Origin of the sequence: Variovorax sp., assembly GCF_965279555.1 — a bacterium.
Lineage (GTDB): Bacteria > Pseudomonadota > Gammaproteobacteria > Burkholderiales > Burkholderiaceae_C > Variovorax.
In genome coordinates this window covers 3,556,489-3,574,648 of sequence record NZ_OZ257247.1, presented here as the reverse complement: position 1 = coordinate 3,574,648, position 18,160 = coordinate 3,556,489, and the positions used below count along the sequence as shown (strand labels likewise).

Sequence of the window (18,160 nt, the reverse complement as noted above, 5' to 3'; positions counted from 1 at the left end):
GGGGCCCCCTTGCAGGGGGCGCCCGCCTGCTACTTCGCGATGCCGTCGAGGCGCTGCGCGAGGCGGTCGAGCACGGGGCGGATCTTTTCGCCGACGCTGATCTGCGGGTTCGAGAAGCCGTCTTCCTTGCCGGCATCGATCTCGCGCTGCTTGATCAACGGCGCTGCCGCCGCGAAGGCGGTCTCGAAGGAGCGGGTCTTGCGCAGCTCCTCGTTGAACATCGCACGGCCGAAGAAGGTCAGCTCGGACAGCCGGCCGCATCCGTACGAGGTGTGGGTGGCGTCGGCGGCGGTCATCACCAGCGTGTCGTCGTTGGCCAGCGGCTCGATCCACCCTCCCGAATAGCAGGCCGAGACCGCGACCACCCTGTGGCGGATGCCGGCCTTGTCGAGCGCCTCGCGCAGTTCTTCCGGCGTGAGCCAGGGCACGGACAGCGGCCAGTGCGCGGCTGCCAGCTTGTGGTCGCGCGCGCCGTGCGAGGTGAGGTAGATCACCAGCACGTCGTTCTCCCGGTCCATGCGCTCGGCCAGCGCGGCGATGGCGCGCTCCAGGTTCAGCGGCGTGGCCCAGGGCAGCGTTTCGGCGGTGGTCGCATGGTTCATGAGGTGGATCACGCGGCCCTTGGCGTCGAAGCGCTCTTCCAGCAGTGCGGCGACCATGCGGCTTTCGCGCAGGAACACGTCTTCCGACGCGTAGGGCGCGAACACGAGGCCGTAGACATCGGCCTGCCCCGGCGTGCCGGCGGCAAGGCTATCGACCGTTTGGTCCCACAGCGCCTGCTGTTCCTCGAAGAGCTCCTGCGTCAGGCGCATGCGCGGACGCTCGGGCTCGGCCGATGCACTGGCGTCGGCCTGCCAGACGCGCTCCTGCGTGTATAGCGACTGCCAGAAGGTCAGCGCGAGCATGGCCACGAATGCGGGTACGAAGATCGCGAGCCGCCAGCGCGCACCGGCTTCGCGTGCGGTGAAGCGCGCGAGCGCCAGCACGATCCACGCGCAACCCAGGCCGAAAACGATCCAGTAGCCGGGAGAGGTGGCAAGCTTTGCCGGCAGCCAGCCGCGCGTATAGCCCAGGGCCAGCAGGCTGAGCATCAGGTTGGCCGGAAGCATCGCCCAGGTGGCCAGCACGAACCAGCGCGCCAGCCCGTTGTTGCCCGCCCGGCCAGACAGCGCGAACCAGCCCAGCCACGCGAGCACGCCGAGCGACCAGAGCGTGTTGAGGTTGACGGTGGCGTAGAGCCGCGCGGGGCCGTCTATCTCCAGGCGCGCCAGGCCGGTCCATGCGAGTTCGGGCAGCAGCACGAGCAACAGCAATTGCCAGGGCGCGGGCCGCGCATCGACGCGCGGCTCGAGCAGCACGGAGGCACGCAGGCCGCCGGCGATCCATCGCAGCAGGCCCACGCGCGGCTGCGGCGTGGCCGCAAGGGGTTCTCCTGCGTTTTCGGAAGGGGTCGGCGATGCGATGATGTCTTCGGGCATGGCGCCGATGATGCCTTTGCGTGCCGCGCTTTTCGCGGGTCTTGCGGCCACCCCGGGTTTGCCTCCATAACTTTCTTCTTCCCATGCTTCGCATCGGTCTTGTCTCCGACACGCACGGCCTGCTGAGGCCGCAGGCGCTCGCGTTCCTGAAGGGCAGCGATGCCATCGTGCATGGCGGCGACATCGGCAATCCGGGCATCCTCGATGCGCTGCGCGAGCTGGCACCGCTGACGGTGGTGCGCGGCAACAACGACCGGGAAGCCTGGGCCGACGGCATCGCGGAAACCGAACTCGTCGCGTTCGGCGGCGTGCATCTCTATGCGATCCACGATCTTTCGCAGCTCGACATCGACCCGGCCGCTGCCGGCGTGCGCGTGGTCGTCTCGGGCCATTCGCACAAGCCGAAGATCGAGGAGCGCGGCGGCGTGCTGTACGTCAACCCCGGCAGTGCGGGGCCGCGCCGCTTCAAGCTGCCCATCGCCGTGGCCGAATTGCGGATCGACGGCGGTGCGGTCACGGCTCGCATCCACGAAGTCAGCGCCTGACACATGGCTTTCATTGCCATTCGGTAATCAAAGCCATCAAATGAGAATGGATCTTATTTGATGGGGTATGCTCATTGGCTCCGGGGCTTTCTACGCCCTGAATCCAGAAGCCGATGCTCATTCCCTTTCTCATCATGCTGCGCGAAGGCATCGAAGCCGCGCTGATTGTCGGCATCGTTGCCAGTTACCTCAAGCAAAGCGGACGCGGCGCGTTGATGCCCGCGGTGTGGGTCGGCGTGCTGCTGGCCGCCGCGCTTTCGCTGTTCGCGGGCGCGGGCCTGCAATTGCTCGCCGCGGAGTTTCCGCAGAAGCAGCAGGAGCTGTTCGAAGGCGTGGTCGGGCTCATCGCGGTGGTCATGCTGACGTCGATGGTGTTCTGGATGCGCAAGGCGGCGCGCTCGATAAAGGGCGAGCTGCAGGCCTCCATCGACAGCGCGCTCGCCAGGGGCGCCGACGGCCAGGGCTGGGCGCTGATCGGCATGGTGTTTCTCGCGGTGGCGCGGGAAGGGCTGGAGTCGGTGTTCTTCCTGCTGGCCGTGTTCCAGCAGAGCAGCGGCTGGGAGGCACCCGTGGGCGCGCTGGCCGGCATCGCGGTGTCGGTGTTGGTCGGCTGGGGGCTCTACTCTGGCGGCGTGCGGCTCGACCTGCGCCGCTTCTTCCGCTTCACCGGCCTGTTCATCCTGATGGTGGCCGCGGGCCTGCTGGCCGGCGTGCTGCGCAAGCTGCATGAAGGCGGCGTGTGGAACCACCTGCAGACGGTGGTGTTCGACATGAGCGACAAGCTGCCGATGGACAGCCCCGTGGGCGCCGTGCTTTCGGGCCTGCTGGGCTATCAGGCCGCGCCCGTGGTGGGCGAGGTCATCGTCTACCTGGCCTTCCTGGCCGTCGCCCTGTTCTTCTTCCTGCGTCCGGCGCCCGCGCCGGCGCCACGCGCGGCCGCCGCCCGCTGAAACCCGCAATGTCTTCTTCTCCCTCCGACAACAAGCCCTCCACCTCGAACCTGATGCGCGCGGCGGTGGCCGGCTCGGCGCTGCTGGTCGTCGCCGGCCTCGCGGCCTTCTGGTATGCCTCGAACGAGGCCCGCAAGGCGCCGCCCAGGACGGCCGACAACGCCGTCACCGTCACGATCCAGGGCAACGCCTGCGATCCCAACGAGATCACCGTGCCCGCGGGGCGCACCACCTTCACCATCGTCAACAAGTCGAACCGCGCGCTCGAGTGGGAAATTCTCGATGGCGTGATGGTGGTGGAAGAGCGCGAGAACATCGCGCCCGGCTTCTCGCAGACCATGACGGTCAAGCTGCAGCCGGGCGAGTTCGCCATCACCTGCGGCCTGCTGAGCAACCCGCGCGGCAAGCTGCGCGTCACGCCTTCGGCAGCGTCCGATGCCGAAGCGGCGCGGCCGTCGCTGGTCAACTACGTGGGCGCGCTGGCTGAATACCAGACCTTCCTGCGGCTGGAGGCTCGCTCGCTCGAAGACGCGGTGGGTGCGCTGTCCGATGCGATCAAGGCCGGCAACCTGCAGCAGGCGAGGGTGCTCTACACGCCGGCGCACCAGGCCTACAAGCGCATCGAGCCGATGGCCGAGCTGTTCGCCGACCTCGACACCCGCATCAACGCGCGCGCCGACTACTTCGAGAAGCGCGAGGCCGACCCCGGCTTCACCGGCTTCCATCGCATCGAGTACGCGCTGTACAGCCAGGACGACGTGAAGGGCCTCGCGCCCGTGGTCGACAAGCTGAAGGGCGACATCGGCACCCTCAAGGAGCGCCTGCGCGGCCTCGACATGCCTCCGGAGCGGCTCGCGGGCTCGGCCTCGAAGCTGCTGCGCCGCATGGCCGACAACCTGCCGGCCGGCGGCGAAGACCACTACGGCCACGCCGAAGTCGCCAACCTGCAAGGCACCTACGAAGGCACGAAGAAGATTTCCGAACTGCTGCAGCCGCTGCTGGTGAAGGCGGCGCCCGCGCTGCAGAAGAGCGTGGACGAACGCTTCGCGGCCTTCGACGCCGCGCTGGCCCCGTACCGCGAGGGCGAGGGCTTCAAGCCTGCGCCGCTCGACGAAGCGCAAAGAAAGGCACTGGCCGAACCCGTGCGCGCGCTGGCCGAGGAACTCGGCAAGGTCAACGCCGCGCTCGGCCTGGAATGACGCGAGAGCAAGTATCCCCATGGAAAAGTCGAAGATCAACGAAGTCGTCCCGCCCGAGGGACGTCCCGAATCCCCGCACCGCCGCCGCATGCTTGGTGCAGCCGGTGTCGCCTTTGCAGGGCTGGCCGCCTCGGCCCGTGCCGGCGCCGCGCCTTCGGGCCCGCCCAATTCGCCGGAAAGCGGCGCGCAAGTGACCGACGCGCCGCAGAGCACCCACACGCAAGACCGTGTGCCCTTCCGCGGCAAGCATCAGGCCGGCATCGTCACGCCGCGCCCGGCGGCCGGCATGATCGCCTCGTTCTACGTGCTGGCCGAGAACCGCACCGACCTGGAGCGGCTGTTCCGCACGCTCACCGAGCGCATCGCCTTCCTCACGCAGGGCGGCCCGCAGACCGACCCCGATCCCAAGCTGCCGCCCGCGGGCTCCGGCATCCTCGGGCCGGTGGTGCAGCCCGACGGGCTGACCGTGACGGTGTCGGTCGGCACTTCGCTGTTCGACGAGCGCTTCGGCCTCGAGAAGAAAAAGCCCCTGCGGCTGAACCAGATGCAGCGACACCCGAACGACGCGCTCGACGCCGCGCTGTGCCACGGCGACCTGTCGATCCAGTTCTGCGCCAACACGCCCGACACCAACATCCACGCGCTGCGCGACATCATCAAGAACACGCCCGACCTGCTGGTGCTGCACTGGAAGCAGGAAGGCACCGTGCCGCCGATTCCGGCGGTGCCCGGCAAGCCGGCCGAGAGCGCGCGCAATTTCCTCGGCTTCAGGGACGGCTCCGCCAACCCCGACTCGGCCGACGACAAGCTCATGGACAACATCGTGTGGGTGCAGCCCGGCGGTGACGAGCCGGCCTGGACGGTGGGCGGCAGCTACCAGGCGGTGCGCATCATCCGCAACTTCGTGGAGCGCTGGGACCGCACGCCGCTGCAGGAGCAGGAGGCCATCATGGGCCGCCTGAAGCCCACCGGCGCGCCGCTGGACGGCGGCAAGACCGAGCACGACGTGCCCGACTTCACCAAGGACCCCGAAGGCAAGGCCACGCCGATGGACGCGCACATCCGCCTGGCGAACCCGCGCACCAGGGCCTCGGACAAGAACCTGATGCTGCGCCGGCCCTTCAACTATTCGAACGGCGTGACCAAGTCCGGCCAGCTCGAGATGGGCCTGCTGTTCATCTGCTACCAGGCCAATCTGGAGAACGGCTTCATCGCGGTGCAGAAGCGCCTGGACGGCGAGCCGCTCGAGGAATACATCAAGCCCATCGGCGGCGGCTTCTTCTTCACGCTGCCGGGCGTGCGGGACGAGCGCGACTGGCTGGGGCGCAGCCTGATGGCCGCCTGAGGCGGCATCGGGCGCACAAGTTTTTTCATCACTGCCCAGAACAAGGAGATCCATGACCGTGCAGTTCCGCCGCCACTTCCTCGCCACTTTCGTCGCAGGCTTCGCCGGGCTCTGTGCCCTTGGCGCACAGGCCGCCGTGTCGCCGCTCGAGCTGGTCGGACCGATCTCCGACTACAAGATCTACGTCGCCGAGAACGTGCGCAAGCTGGCCGCGGACACGCGCGCCTTCACCGCCGCGGTGAAGGCCGGCGACATCGAGAAGGCGAAGAAGCTGTATGCGCCCACGCGCACCAGCTACGAGCGCATCGAGCCGGTGGCCGAGCTGTTCAACGACCTCGACAAGGCGATCGACTCGCGCGCAGACGACCACGAAAAGGCCGAGAAAGACCCGGCCTTCGGCGGCTTCCACCGCATCGAATACGGCCTGTGGGTGCAGAAGAGCACCAAGGAGCTCAACCCGGTGGCCGACAAGCTGCTGGCCGACGTGCTCGAACTGCAGAAGCGCCTGGTCGCGCTGACCTTCCCGCCCGAGAAGGTGGTGGGCGGCGCCGCGGTGCTGATGGAAGAAGTCGCCGCGACCAAGATCTCCGGCGAGGAAAACCGCTACAGCCACACCGACCTGTGGGACTTCCAGTCGAATTTCGAGGGCGCTTTCAAGATCGTCGAACTGCTGCGCCCGCTGGTCGTGAAGGAAAACAAGGCCTTCTCGGACAAGACCGACGCCAATTTCAAGGTGGTGTTCGACACGCTGGCCAAGTACAGGACGGCCGATGGCGGCTTCGAGACCTATTCGAAGCTCGCCGAGCGTGACCGCAAGCTGCTGGCAGGCCGCGTGAACACGCTGGCCGAAGACCTTTCCAAGCTGCGCGGCATGCTGGGCCTGAACTAGGCGCGTGCCCCCGGCAGGGCCAGTTTCGCGGTGTTTCCGGCCCTGCAGCCCCCCATTTTTGACGGTGGTCAGGTTTTCGCGAGTGAGAATTGCTAGCATTCGGGTATTGCTTACTTGGCGCGCCGATATTCAGGGCGCACTCTCACCGTGCACACCAAAGACAACGGCGCAGCGCCGGCATCCGCCGTCCTGCACCTCGACCAGCTTCCGAACAACCAGTGGGCCACCGTGCTCGACGTGGCGCGCCCCGAGAGCGCCGATGACCGCGAACTCGTGCTGCGCCTGACCGAAATCGGCTTCGTGCCGGGCGAAGCGGTGCGCATCGTGGCCAGCGGCATTCCCGGGCGCGAGCCGCTGGCGGTTCGCCTGGGCCACACCACCTTCGCGCTGCGCCGCCACGAGGCCGCGCTCATTCACGTCACGCCGGGGGCTGCCAACCATGGTTGAGGCCGTCATCCAGGGTCCCGGCGGCTTTGCGCCCACCGCGCAGCCGGGCCGCATCGCCTTGCTGGGCAATCCCAATTGCGGCAAGACCGCGCTGTTCAACCTGCTTACCGGCAGCCGCCAGAAGGTGGCCAACTACGCCGGCGTGACCGTCGAGCGCAAGGAAGGCACGCTGCGCACGCCCTCGGGCCGGCGCGTGTTCGTGCTCGACCTGCCGGGCGCCTACAGCCTGAACGCGCTGAGCGCCGACGAGGCCGTCACCCGCGACATCGTCACCGGCCAGAGCAAGGAAGCCCTGCCCGATCTGCTGGTGTGCGTTACCGACGCCACCAACCTGCGGCTGAACCTGCGGCTGGTGCTCGAAGCCAGGAGGCTCGGCCTGCCGATGGTGGTGGCGCTCAACATGACCGACATGGCCCGGAAGCAGGGCATCGTGGTCGACAAGGCGGCGCTCTCGCGCGAGCTGGGCGTGCCGGTCATCGAGACCGTCGGCGTGCATACCGGCGGCGCGCAGGGCCTGCTCGAAGCGCTCGACACCCCCGTGGCCGCCGCCGCGCCGCAGCCCTGGCAGGCCCCCGGCCTGGACGACGTGCTGGCCACGCAGCGCGAGGTACGCCGCATCCTCGGCCTCACGGTGAAAGAGCCGGTCGGCAGCCTCGCCACCAGCGACCGTATCGACCGCCTGGTGCTGCATCCCGTGTGGGGCATGCTGGTGCTGGCCGTCACCATGTTCCTGATGTTCCAGGCGGTTTTCAGCTGGGCCAATGTGCCGATGGACGCCATCAAGGCCGGCACCGAGGCGCTCGGCGGCCTCATCAAGGCGCACATGGGCGAGGGCATGCTGCAGAGCCTGCTGGTCGACGGCGTCATCGCGGGCGTGGGCGGCGTCGTCGTCTTCCTGCCGCAGATCCTGATTCTTTTCCTGTTCATCCTCGCTCTGGAAGACTCCGGCTACCTGCCGCGCGCGGCCTTCCTGCTCGACCGCGTGATGGGCACCGTGGGCCTGTCGGGCCGCTCGTTCATTCCGCTGCTGTCGAGCTTTGCCTGCGCCATTCCGGGCGTGATGGCCACGCGCACCATCAGCAACTGGCGCGACCGCATCACCACCATCATGATCGCGCCGCTCATGACCTGTTCGGCGCGGCTGCCGGTGTATGCGCTGCTCATCGCGGCCTTCATTCCGGCGCGCACGGTGGGCGGGGTGTTCAACCTGCAGGGCGTGGTGCTGTTCGCGCTGTATGTGTTCGGCATCGTCTCGGCCATGGCCGTGGCCTGGGTGATGAAGCGTTTCCGCGACAACACCGCGCATTCGCCGCTGATGATGGAGCTGCCCGCCTACCGCTGGCCCAACCCGCGCAACCTGGCGCTGGGCCTGTACGAGCGCGCATGGATCTTCCTGCAGCGCGTGGGCACGATCATCCTCACGCTCACGATCCTGCTGTGGTTCCTGTCGACCTTCCCGTCGCCGCCCGAAGGCGCGACCGGCCCGGCCATCCAGTACAGCCTGGCCGGCATGATCGGCCGCGGTCTGGAGCACATCTTCGCGCCCATCGGCTTCAACTGGCAGATCTCGATCGCGCTGGTGCCCGGCATGGCCGCGCGCGAAGTGGCCGTGGGCGCGCTGGGCACGGTGTACGCGCTGTCGGCCACCGGCGACGACGTGGCGGGCCAGCTGGAGCCGCTGATCGCCGGCAGCTGGTCGCTGGCAACGGCGCTGTCGCTGCTTGTCTGGTACGTGTTCGCGCCGCAGTGCATTTCGACGCTGGCGGCTGTGAAGCGCGAGACCGGCTCGTGGAAGTACGTCTGGATCATGGCCGGGTACCTCTTCGCGCTTGCCTATATGGCCTGTTTCATCACCTACCGCGTTGCGGTGGCACTCGGAGCAGGGTAAAAAACAAACCCCCAGGCTTGCCCACTGCGTGTGGCCGCCAACCCCCTTGCAGGGGGCAATACCTGCGGCCCGGCAAAGCCGGTTCCGCGGTATTCCTGGAGTAGGCTTGGGGATTGGAGTATTCGAGATATGACGCAACAACTGATCGTCGGATTCATCGTCGCCGCCGCCGCGTTCTACGCGGTCTGGCGCTGGATGCCCGCAGGCTGGCGGCGTGGTGCCGCGCAGAAGCTCGCGGCCGGCACGCACCGCGCAGGCTGGGTCGACGAAGAGCGCGCCAAGGAACTGGCCGCCTCGCTGGCCAAGACATCGGGCTGCGGCTCGTGCGACAGCTGCGGAAGCTGCGCTCCCAAGACACCCCTCAAACCCACGGAAGCCGACCAGGCCACCACCCGCCCGTCCACGCAAAGCCGCTGAGACCGATGCCCGCGCACATCCTCGTCGCCGGGGGCGGCATCGGGGGGCTGGCCACCGCGCTGGCGCTTTCCCGGCATCGGCACCGGGCCGACGTTTTCGAGCAGGCCGCCGTCTTCGGCGAAATCGGCGCCGGCGTGCAGCTCGGCCCCAACGCCACGCGGCGCCTTCAGCAGTTGGACCTGGGGCCGGGGCTCGCGGCCATCGCGGCGCGGCCCGATGCGCTCGTGGTCCACAGCGCCGACAGCGGCTCCGACCTGGCCCGCATGCCGCTCGGCGACGCCATGCAGCAGCGCTACGGCGCCCCTTACTTCTGCGTCCATCGTGCCGACCTGCACGGCCTGCTGCTCGACGCCGTGCGTGCGCGCGGCATCGGCAACCTCGTCACCGCCGCACGCATCACGCAGGTCGAAACCAGCGACGACCTCGTCTGCATGTCGAGCACCGACGCACGCGCCTGGGAAGGCGAGGCGATCGTCGGCGCCGATGGTCTCTGGAGCCTGGTGAGGCGCCAGCTCGACACCGCATCGGCAGCGCAATCGCCCCGTGTCACCGGCCACACGGCGTGGCGCGCGCTGATCGAGCAGGCGAAGCTGCCTGCTGCCCTGCGCCGCCGGCAGGTCGACGTGTGGCTCGGCCCGCGCCTGCATGCGGTGGCGTATCCGGTGCGCGGCGGCGACTGGCTCAACGTGGTCGTGATCGCCGAATCCGCGCCGGCGGGTGATGCGCGCGACTGGGACCAGTCCAGCAGCATCGCCGCGCTCAGGCAGGCCATGGGCCGCAGTTGCGGCGCTCTGCAGTCGCTGCTCGACGCCATGCCCGCCTGGCGCGCATGGTCGCTCGGCGACCGCGCGCCCATGACCTCCGCAGCCGACATGGCCCACGAGCGCGTCGCGCTGGTCGGCGACGCCGCGCACCCGATGGTTCCGTACCTTGCGCAGGGCGCGGGCATGGCCATCGAAGACGCGCTGGCGCTGGCCGATGCGCTGGGCGAGGGCAACGCGGCAGCCGTGCCCGCCGCCTTCGCGCGCTATGCCGAGGCGCGCTGGGCGCGCAATGCGCAAGTGCAGGCCAGGGCGCGCCGCAACGGCGAGATCTTCCACGCGACCGGCGCGGTGCGGCTGGGCCGCGACATGGCAATGCGCCTGCTGGGCGCCAAGCTGCTCGACCAGCCCTGGCTCTACGGCGGGTAGAACTAGAGCCTGAACGCCTGCAGGTGCTCGATGCGCTCGGCGATTCCTTCCTGCCCCAGGTAGTGGCCGAGCTTGCCGTCCTGCATCTGCGCAAGCGTGGTCTCCAGCTCCAGCAGCATCGCATCGCGGTCCGCGACGAAGGCCGGCGCCACGTCGATGCCTGCCTGCTCGCAGGCTTCCGCGATCAGGTGCGCGCTCGCGGGCGCGCCACAGGCCGCGCACTTGACGATGGCCGCCACGTTGGGCTCCGCGCCGTTGGCCAGCAGCGCGGCCGTGAGCTCGGGCGCGATCTGCCCGTCGATGCTGCCCAGCGCATCCGCAGCCACCGGCGCACCGGCACGCACCAGCGCCGCCGCGGCGGCGAAGGCGTCATTCCCCACCGCGACATCGACCGCGAGCGCGCTGCCTTGCAGCGGCCCTTCGAAGCCCACGCCCGCTGCGGCAAGCTGGGCGACCATATCGGCGTCGTCCGTCGCGATCGCGTGGCGCAGCGCCACGCGTGCGAGCGAGGGCTTGTGGCGCAGGGTGCCTTCGGCCAGCGGCGTGCGCCAGTCGACCACGGCGCGCGAATAGAAGGCGATCAGCTTGTCCATCAGGTCGAGATCGAGCCCGTGTTCCTCGTGCCGGTCGTCGAGATATTCGAGCAGTGTCTGCCCCGCGAAATAGTCGCTCGTGGGGGCCAGCGGGTCTTCGTCCAGGTGCACCGCAGCGAAGGCGCCCATCAGGTCGGAGGCGATGGTGTTCACGCTGTCTTCGTGCAGCGCGTGCGTCCAGGCCGGCGGCAGGCCTTTCTTCCAGGCAACGATCTGCCCGTGCTCGGCGCCCGGCTCGACCACCGCGTAGATGCGGTCGGTGTACTCGAAGCCGCCGAAGGGCAGGTGCGTGAGCTTGCCGCTCCACGGTTCGCCGCTTTCTTGCGCGGCTTCCCCGGCCAGTTCCAGTTCGTGGTCGATCCAGCCCTGCAGGTCGTGATAGCCGTCGCTGCCGTTCCAGAACAGCTCGGTCCAGCTGATGCCTTCGAGGTTGCCGTTCATCTCGAGCGACAGGTCGTAGTCGAGCCGCCCGCCCGCGGTGACTTCCCACAGCGCCAGCAGCCCGCCGGGAATCGGGCCCGCGCACAGCGACTGCACGGCGGCAATCTGTGCCTGGGGCATCGGCGGCTGCGCGTCGAAGATCACGCGGTTCGCGAACAGCACGACGCCGTGTTCGCGCAGGGTGGAAAGCTCTTCGGGTGTGAACCGGATGTCGTGCATGGCGGTGGCCTTCGTTGTTTCCAAAACTGTAGCGCTTTGCGCCGAAGGAACAATCCGGACCACCCCAGCCTCATGAGGGCGTTTGCACGGCGAGGCTGAGTTCTACAGGTCGGTGCGCAGCTTCCAGATCTCGGGGAACAGCACCACGTCGAGCATCTTGCGCAGATAGCTCACGCCGCCGGTGCCGCCGGTGCCGCGCTTGAAGCCGATGACGCGCTCGACCGTCGTCACATGGCGGAAGCGCCAGAGGCGGAAGGCGTCTTCCAGGTCGGTGAGCTTCTCGCCGAGCTGGTACAGGTCCCAGTGGTCGTGCGGGTTGCGGTAGACGGTGAGCCATGCCGCTTCGACACCGTCGCTCGATTCATAGGGCTGCGTCCAGTCGCGCTCCAGCCGGTCGGCGGGCACGGGCAGGCCGTGGCGCGCGAGCAGGCGCAGCGACTCGTCGTACAGCGAAGGCGCGCGGTAGGCCGCCTCTACCTGCGCGAGCAGGTCGGCGCGGTGCGCGTGCGGCTTGAGCATGGCGGCGTTCTTGTTGCCCAGCGCGAACTCGATGCAGCGGTACTGCGCGCTCTGGAAGCCGCTGGAATTGGCAAGGTATGGGCGCATCGCCGTGTACTCGGGCGGCGTCATGGTCGACAGCACGGTCCAGGCGCTCACCAGCTGTTCCATGATGCGGCTCACGCGGGCCAGCATCTTGAAGGCGTCCGCCAGTTTTTCTTCGGCGATGCAGGCGGTGGCGGCGCGCAGCTCGTGCAGCATGAGCTTCATCCAGAGCTCGCCGGTCTGGTGCTGCACGATGAACAGCATCTCGTCGTGCGCGGGCGAGAGCGGATGCTGCGCGTTGAGTATCTCGTCGAGGTGCAGGTAGTCGCCGTAGCTCATGGACTTGCTGAAGTCCAGCTGCGCCTTCTCTTCGTGAACGATGTTCTCGGGGCTTTTCGAGGAGCTGTTGTCGGCGGTCATGTCACTGCGTTCTTGCGGTTGAATTCAGCGCGTCGCCAATCGCCGGTCTCGAGCACCTGCACCAGATGCTCGACCGAGTTCCACACGTCCTCGAAGCCGATGTACAGCGGCGTGAAGCCGAAGCGCAGGATGTCGGGCATCTGAGAGTCGCCGGCGCGGTAGTCGCCGATCACGCCGCGCGCGATCAGCGCCTGCACGATGGCGTAGGCACCTTCTTCGCGGCTCAGGCACACCTGCGAGCCACGTTGTGCGTGATCGCGCGGCGTGACCAGCGAGAGGCCTTGTCCGGCGCAGCGCTCTTCGACCAGCGCGATGAACATGTCCGTAAGCGCGAGCGACTTGGTGCGCAGCGCCGCCATCGCGCCTTGGTCGCGGTTGAAGGGTTCGGCCGCGAGCACGGTGTCGATCCCGCATTCGAGCCCGGCCAGCGCGATGATCGGCTGCGTGCCGCAGAGATAGCGGCCGACACCTGGGGCAGGGCGGTAGTGCGGCGTGAACTCGAAGGGCGCCGCATGGCCCCACCAGCCGGACAGCGGCTGCTCGAACTGCCCTGCGTGCTTCGTGTTCACCCATGCGAACGCCGGCGCGCCGGGGCCGCCGTTCAGATACTTGTAGCCGCAGCCGATGGCGTAGTCGGCGTTGCTGTCGTTCAGCGCAACCGGCACGGCGCCCGCGCTGTGCGCGAGGTCCCATACCGTGAGCGCGCCCACGGCATGTGCGGCGGCGGTGATGGCCTTCATGTCGTGCATGGCGCCGGTGCGGTAGTTGACGTGCGTGAGCATCAGCACGGCCACGTCGTCGGTCAGCACGCCGGGCAGTTCGCTCGCGTCGATCAGCTTGAGCGTGAAGCCGCGCTCGCGGCACAGCGACTCGGCAATGTAGAGGTCGGTCGGGAAGTTGCTGCGCTCGCTCACCACCAGCTTGCGTCCGCTGTCCTTCTGCTGGGACAAGGCGGCGAACAGCACCTTGTAGAGATTGACCGAGGTGCTGTCGGTGCACACCACTTCGCCGGGCGCGGCGCCGATCAGGCGGGCCACCTTGTCGCCCAGGCGCTGCGGCAGGTCGAACCAGCTCGCGGTGTTCCAGGAGCGGATGAGGCCTTCGCCCCATTCCTTGGTCACGACTTCGGCGATGCGCGCCGGTGCGGCCTTCGGCATCACGCCGAGCGAGTTGCCGTCGAGGTAGAGCACGCCCTCGGGCACGATGAATTGGTCGCGCAGGGCGCGCAGCGGGTCTTGCGCGTCGAGCGCGCGGCAGTCTGCAAGGGTCGTCATGGTGGAGGTTTCAGCGAGGAAGTTCGCGCAGCACGGCGCGAACGGGGGAGGCATCGGCGCTGACCAGCTTCAGCGGCAGCGCGATGAGTTCGTAGTCGCCTTCGGGCACGTCGTCGAGCACGAGGTTCTCGAGCACGCGCAGGTCGAGGCGGCGGATGCGTTGGTGGCTCTCCAGCGTCTTGCTGTCGGCCGGGTCGATGCTGGCGGTGTCGATGCCGATGAGCTTCACGCCCATGGCCGCGAGGCGCTCGACGGTGGCGGGCGCATAGGCCGCGAGCTGCGGGTCCCAGTGGCCGACCGGCATGCTGTCGTAGGTGCGCACCAGCACGCGCTGGGGCAGGTGGCTGTCGATGGCGTGGGCGATGTGCTCCCACTCGATCAGCGGGCCCTTGTCGATCGCATGGATCACGCGGCAGGGGCCGAGGAAGGGCGTGAGGTCGACGTCGCCGATGGTCTGGCCCTCGGGGTCGTAGTGCAGCGGGGCGTCGGCGTGCGCGCCGACGTGGGGCGAGAGCTTGATCTCGCTGACGTTCACCGGGCAGCCGGGCGAGATGGTCGCGGCCCAGCGCTGCTGGTAGGGCGTGTCGCCGGGAAAGACCGGCGCGCCCTCATGCACGGGCGGCGAAATGTCCCAGATGCGATGCTGATGTGATGGAGCCATGGCGCGAAGTTAGCGCCGGGCGAGGGGTCGTGGTGTCGGTTATTTCCAACACACTGCGTGACGAGTTGAAGCGAAGGTTCAGTGCGGCGACGACAGCGCCGGCAGCCCATGCCGGGCCCGCGCACGCTCGCAGGCGTCGCTGCCCGATTGCAGTTCATGGCAGGGATTGGGCCGCCATTCGTAGATGCCGCAGCTCACGGACTGGCCGATCTTGCCGGTGAGGGCGGCGCAGCGCATGGGTGTGTGATCGGTGCCTCGCATGCGGCAGAGGCTGTCATTCACCTCGACCGCAAGGCCGGACGGCACCTTGCCGCCGTTGTCGTCGAGTTCATGCACGCTGAAGTCGACTCGGTAGCTGGCGCAGCAGGCGCCGCATTTCTGGCAATCGGACATGCGGCTGCGCCTTGCTTATGCTTCAGGGAATGGTCAGAGCCTGCCCAGAAGCAGGAACTCCATCAGCGCCTTCTGGGCGTGAAGGCGGTTCTCTGCCTCGTCCCACACCACCGACTGCGGTCCGTCGATGACCTCGGCCTGCACTTCCTCGCCGCGGTGGGCGGGCAGGCAGTGCATGAAGAGGGCGTCGGGCTGGGCGGCGCGCATCATGTCCTCGTCGACGCACCAGTCGGCGAAGGCCTTGCGGCGTGCCTCGTTCTCGGCTTCGTAGCCCATGCTGGTCCAGACGTCGGTGGTGACGAGGTCGGCGCCGCGGCAGGCTTCCATCGGGTCCTTGAAGACCTTGTAGCTGTCGCCCGAGCGGATGCCGGCGATCGACTGGTCGACCTCGTAGCCGCTGGGCGTGCTCACGTGCACCGTGAAGCCCAGGATCTCGGCCGCCTGCAGCCAGGTGTTGGCCATGTTGTTGCCGTCGCCCACCCACGCCACGGTCTTGCCCTTCAGGCAGGAAAGTGCGTCGCCTCCGGCGCCGCGTGAACCGCGATGCTCGATGTACGTGAAGATGTCCGCCAGGATCTGGCAGGGGTGGAACTCGTTCGTCAGGCCGTTGATGACCGGCACGCGCGAGTGCGCCGCGAAGGCGTCGATCTTGGTCTGCTCGTAGGTGCGGATCATCACGATGTCGACCATGCGGCTGATGACCTTGGCGCTGTCCTCGATGGGCTCGGCACGGCCCAGCTGGCTGTCGCCGGTGGTCAGGTGGACCACGCTGCCGCCGAGCTGGTACATGCCGGCCTCGAAGCTCACGCGGGTGCGCGTGCTGGCCTTCTCGAAGATCATGGCCAGCGTGCGGTCGACCAGCGGCTGGTGCTTCTCGTAGGTCTTGAACTTCTTCTTGATGACCGCCATGCGGTCGAAGAGGTAGGTGTATTCGTCGGCCGTGAAGTCGGCGAACTGCAGGTAGTGCCGGATGTTGGTGTTCGCGGTGGCGGTCGTCATTGGGGTGCAGGCTCCGACAGGAAGGCTTTGACGATGGGCGCGAGGATGGCGACGATCTCGTCGGCCTCGGCGATGGTCAGGATGAGCGGCGGCACGAGGCGGATCACCTTGTCGGCCGTCACGCTCAGCAGCAGGCCGGCGTCGCAGGCGCGGTTCAGGATCACGCCGCAGGGCCGGTCGAGCTCGATGCCCAGCATCAGGCCCTGGCCGCGCACTTCCTTCACGCCCGGCAGGCCGCCGATTTCGCGCTCCAGCGCGGCCTTCAGGTGGGCGCCCACGGTGGCGGCGTTCTCGAGCAGCTTGTGCTCTTCCATGATGCGGATGGTCTCGACACCGGCGCGCATGGCCAGCGGGTTGCCGCCGAAGGTGGTGCCGTGGTTGCCGGGGCCGAAGATGCTGGCGGCCTTGGGGCCGGCCACCACGGCGCCGATCGGCACGCCCGAGCCCAGGCCCTTGGCCAGCGGCATCACGTCGGGCTTGATGCCCGCCCACTGGTGGGCGAACCACTTGCCGGTGCGGCCCATGCCGCACTGCACTTCGTCGATCATCATGAGCCAGTCGCGCTCGTCGCACAGTGCGCGCACCTGCTTGAGATATTCGACGCGCATCGGGTGGATGCCGCCTTCGCCCTGGATGGTTTCGAAGAACACGGCGACCACGTTCGGGTTGCCTTCGGTGGCCTTCTTCAGCGCCTCGATGTCGTTCAGCGGCACGCGGATGAAGCCCTCGACCAGCGGGCCGAAGCCGGCCTGCACCTTGGGATTGCCGGTGGCCGACAGGGTGGCGATGCTGCGGCCGTGGAAGGCGGCTTCGTAGACGACGATCTCGGGGCGCTCGATGCCCTTGTCGTGGCCGTACTTGCGGGCCAGCTTCAGGGCGGCTTCGTTGGCTTCGAGGCCGGTGGAGCAGAAGAAGACGTTGGTGAGGCCCGACAGTTCGGTCAGCTTGGTGGCGAGCTGTTCCTGGCCGGGCACGTGGTAGTAGTTGGAGCTGTGGATCAGCTTGGTCAGCTGGTCCTGCAGCGCGGGCACCAGTTCGGGGTGGTTGTGTCCCAAGGTGTTGACGGCAATGCCGCCGAGGCCGTCGATGTAGGCCTTGCCCGCGGTGTCCCAGACTCGGCAGCCCTGGCCGTGCGACAGTGCGATCGGCAGGCGACCGTAGGTGTTCATGACGTGGGGCGAGTTGGGCTGGGCGGTAGCGCTCATTCGGGTTCTCCAGATAGGGAACGCGGATTCTAGGCGTGCGGTTTGACGCCTTCGTTGAGGATTCCGCATTACAGCAATGCCCCATGTTCAGGATGCAAAAAGTGGCGCAGATAGAATCTCGTGTTGCACCGCAGCACCTGCTCGGGCGCCTCATTCAACGATGATTTCCCCCACAGCCAAAGAAATCTTCATCCAGGGCATCACCAAGGATGGACGGACCTTTCGCCCGAGCGATTGGGCCGAGCGCCTTGCCGGCGTGATGAGCTCCTTCCGCCCCGGCGGCGCCTTTCCCGGCAGCTACCTGAGCTACTCCCCCTGGTGCGTGCCGACGACCATCAACGGCGTGAAGTGCGTGGTCGTGAACCGCGCGCTGCGCGATGCCGAGCCCATGGCCTGGGACTTCTGCGTGAACTTCGCGAAAGACAACGACCTGCAGGTAGCCGAGGCCTGCCTGGTGCCCGACACACCCATCCCCCCCAAGAAGGCCTGACAGACAGGTCTTTTTCTTTTTGCGAGCCGAGCAGGCATGAAAAAACCGCCCGAAGGCGGTTTTTTACACTTTGCTGCAGCGCACCCCGATCAAACGGCGGACCGGAGAATTCCGGTCCGGGCTTGCCTGACAGGTGTCAGGCGGCGGCCTTTTCAGGCGCCAGGGCGAGGGCCTTGACCTTGGCCGACAGGCGGCTCTTGTCGCGGGCTGCCTTGTTCTTGTGGAAGATGCCCTTGTCGGCGACGGTGTCGACGATGCTCTGGGCCTTCGCGAAGAGTTCGCTTGCCTTGGTCTTGTCGCCAGCCAGGACAGCCTTTTCGACGTTCTTGACAGCGGTACGGTATTTGGAGCGCAGCGAGGTGTTCGCAGCGTTGAGCTTGGTGTCCTGGCGGACGCGCTTACGGCCGGAGGCGAGGCGCGGGTTCTTTTTCTTGGGCTTGGCGGATGCCATGATTTAGTTCCTTAGGTGTCTGAGGATGATGCAGCAAAGCCCTCCATTATAGGCCGGGTTGGCCCTTTCGCCCAATTCGCGCCCGAATCCGCCCGTTCCGGCGGCCGGCGGGGCCTACACTCG

The 18,160-nt window shown here is 67.8% G+C and carries 19 protein-coding genes; 10 read left to right on the top strand and 9 right to left on the bottom strand.

Annotated features, from left to right (window positions below):
• Window positions 1-29: 29 nt before the first annotated feature.
• Window positions 30-1,478: a C13 family peptidase gene (locus tag ACQY8B_RS16945; RefSeq protein ID WP_422087783.1), complete on the bottom strand. Its 1,449-nt coding sequence runs from the start codon at window positions 1,476-1,478 to the stop codon at window positions 30-32.
• Window positions 1,479-1,561: 83 nt separating this feature from the next.
• Here ACQY8B_RS16945 and ACQY8B_RS16940 point away from each other — a divergent pair, with 83 nt between their 5' ends.
• The 9 genes from ACQY8B_RS16940 to ACQY8B_RS16900 all read left to right on the top strand — a co-directional run bounded on the left by ACQY8B_RS16940 (window position 1,562) and on the right by ACQY8B_RS16900 (window position 10,348).
• Complete coding sequence (locus tag ACQY8B_RS16940; RefSeq protein ID WP_422087782.1) at window positions 1,562-2,023, top strand: metallophosphoesterase family protein; 462 nt, start codon at window positions 1,562-1,564, stop codon at window positions 2,021-2,023.
• Window positions 2,024-2,136: 113 nt separating this feature from the next.
• Window positions 2,137-2,973, top strand: a complete 837-nt coding sequence (gene efeU, locus ACQY8B_RS16935; RefSeq protein ID WP_422087781.1) for an iron uptake transporter permease EfeU — start codon at window positions 2,137-2,139, stop codon at window positions 2,971-2,973.
• Between the two features lie 8 nt (window positions 2,974-2,981).
• Window positions 2,982-4,172, top strand: coding sequence for an iron uptake system protein EfeO (gene efeO / locus ACQY8B_RS16930; RefSeq protein WP_422087780.1), 1,191 nt, complete (start codon window positions 2,982-2,984; stop codon window positions 4,170-4,172).
• A 19-nt stretch (window positions 4,173-4,191) separates the two neighbouring features.
• Window positions 4,192-5,517: an iron uptake transporter deferrochelatase/peroxidase subunit gene (gene efeB / locus ACQY8B_RS16925; protein ID WP_422087779.1), complete on the top strand. Its 1,326-nt coding sequence runs from the start codon at window positions 4,192-4,194 to the stop codon at window positions 5,515-5,517.
• 52 nt (window positions 5,518-5,569) lie between these two features.
• Window positions 5,570-6,406 carry an iron uptake system protein EfeO gene (efeO, locus tag ACQY8B_RS16920; RefSeq protein ID WP_422087778.1) on the top strand — a complete coding sequence of 279 codons (837 nt, stop codon included), beginning with the start codon at window positions 5,570-5,572 and terminating at the stop codon, window positions 6,404-6,406.
• A 147-nt stretch (window positions 6,407-6,553) separates the two neighbouring features.
• The gene (locus ACQY8B_RS16915; protein WP_422087777.1) at window positions 6,554-6,853 is read left to right on the top strand and encodes a FeoA family protein; all 300 of its coding nucleotides are present in this window, start codon (window positions 6,554-6,556) and stop codon (window positions 6,851-6,853) included.
• Window positions 6,846-8,741, top strand: a complete 1,896-nt coding sequence (feoB, locus tag ACQY8B_RS16910; protein ID WP_422087776.1) for a ferrous iron transporter B — start codon at window positions 6,846-6,848, stop codon at window positions 8,739-8,741. Before ACQY8B_RS16915 ends, feoB begins: the two co-directional genes overlap by 8 nt.
• Before the next feature lie 129 nt (window positions 8,742-8,870).
• The gene (locus ACQY8B_RS16905) at window positions 8,871-9,158 is read left to right on the top strand and encodes a DUF6587 family protein (protein ID WP_422087775.1); all 288 of its coding nucleotides are present in this window, start codon (window positions 8,871-8,873) and stop codon (window positions 9,156-9,158) included.
• 5 nt (window positions 9,159-9,163) lie between these two features.
• Window positions 9,164-10,348, top strand: a complete 1,185-nt coding sequence (locus ACQY8B_RS16900) for an FAD-dependent monooxygenase (RefSeq protein WP_422087774.1) — start codon at window positions 9,164-9,166, stop codon at window positions 10,346-10,348.
• A gap of 2 nt (window positions 10,349-10,350) precedes the next feature.
• Here ACQY8B_RS16900 and ACQY8B_RS16895 read toward each other — a convergent pair whose 3' ends face one another.
• The 7 genes from ACQY8B_RS16895 to ACQY8B_RS16865 form a co-directional block, all read right to left on the bottom strand.
• The gene (locus ACQY8B_RS16895) at window positions 10,351-11,601 is read right to left on the bottom strand and encodes an SMI1/KNR4 family protein (protein WP_422087773.1); all 1,251 of its coding nucleotides are present in this window, start codon (window positions 11,599-11,601) and stop codon (window positions 10,351-10,353) included.
• Between the two features lie 102 nt (window positions 11,602-11,703).
• Window positions 11,704-12,564 carry a tryptophan 2,3-dioxygenase gene (gene kynA / locus ACQY8B_RS16890; protein WP_422087772.1) on the bottom strand — a complete coding sequence of 287 codons (861 nt, stop codon included), beginning with the start codon at window positions 12,562-12,564 and terminating at the stop codon, window positions 11,704-11,706.
• Window positions 12,561-13,838 (bottom strand): kynureninase, encoded by a 1,278-nt coding sequence (gene kynU, locus ACQY8B_RS16885; protein ID WP_422087771.1) that lies wholly within the window; start codon window positions 13,836-13,838, stop codon window positions 12,561-12,563. Before kynU ends, kynA begins: the two co-directional genes overlap by 4 nt.
• 10 nt (window positions 13,839-13,848) lie before the next feature.
• A complete protein-coding gene (gene kynB, locus ACQY8B_RS16880) occupies window positions 13,849-14,499 on the bottom strand; it encodes an arylformamidase (RefSeq protein WP_422087770.1) in 651 nt (216 codons plus the stop codon).
• A gap of 78 nt (window positions 14,500-14,577) precedes the next feature.
• Window positions 14,578-14,892: a YkgJ family cysteine cluster protein gene (locus tag ACQY8B_RS16875; RefSeq protein ID WP_422087769.1), complete on the bottom strand. Its 315-nt coding sequence runs from the start codon at window positions 14,890-14,892 to the stop codon at window positions 14,578-14,580.
• 33 nt (window positions 14,893-14,925) lie between these two features.
• Entirely contained in the window at window positions 14,926-15,891 is a 966-nt protein-coding gene (gene argF, locus ACQY8B_RS16870) for an ornithine carbamoyltransferase (protein WP_422087768.1), read from the bottom strand.
• Entirely contained in the window at window positions 15,888-17,096 is a 1,209-nt protein-coding gene (locus ACQY8B_RS16865; RefSeq protein ID WP_422087767.1) for an aspartate aminotransferase family protein, read from the bottom strand. The genes argF and ACQY8B_RS16865 overlap by 4 nt, the downstream gene beginning before the upstream one ends.
• 160 nt (window positions 17,097-17,256) lie before the next feature.
• Between ACQY8B_RS16865 and ACQY8B_RS16860 the strand changes: the two genes are divergently transcribed.
• Window positions 17,257-17,586 carry a DUF3579 domain-containing protein gene (locus tag ACQY8B_RS16860; RefSeq protein ID WP_081270633.1) on the top strand — a complete coding sequence of 110 codons (330 nt, stop codon included), beginning with the start codon at window positions 17,257-17,259 and terminating at the stop codon, window positions 17,584-17,586.
• A 136-nt stretch (window positions 17,587-17,722) separates the two neighbouring features.
• On the opposite strand, the gene rpsT is transcribed toward ACQY8B_RS16860, so the two are convergent.
• Window positions 17,723-18,037 (bottom strand): 30S ribosomal protein S20, encoded by a 315-nt coding sequence (gene rpsT, locus ACQY8B_RS16855; RefSeq protein ID WP_007831346.1) that lies wholly within the window; start codon window positions 18,035-18,037, stop codon window positions 17,723-17,725.
• Between the last annotated feature and the right edge of the window lie 123 nt (window positions 18,038-18,160).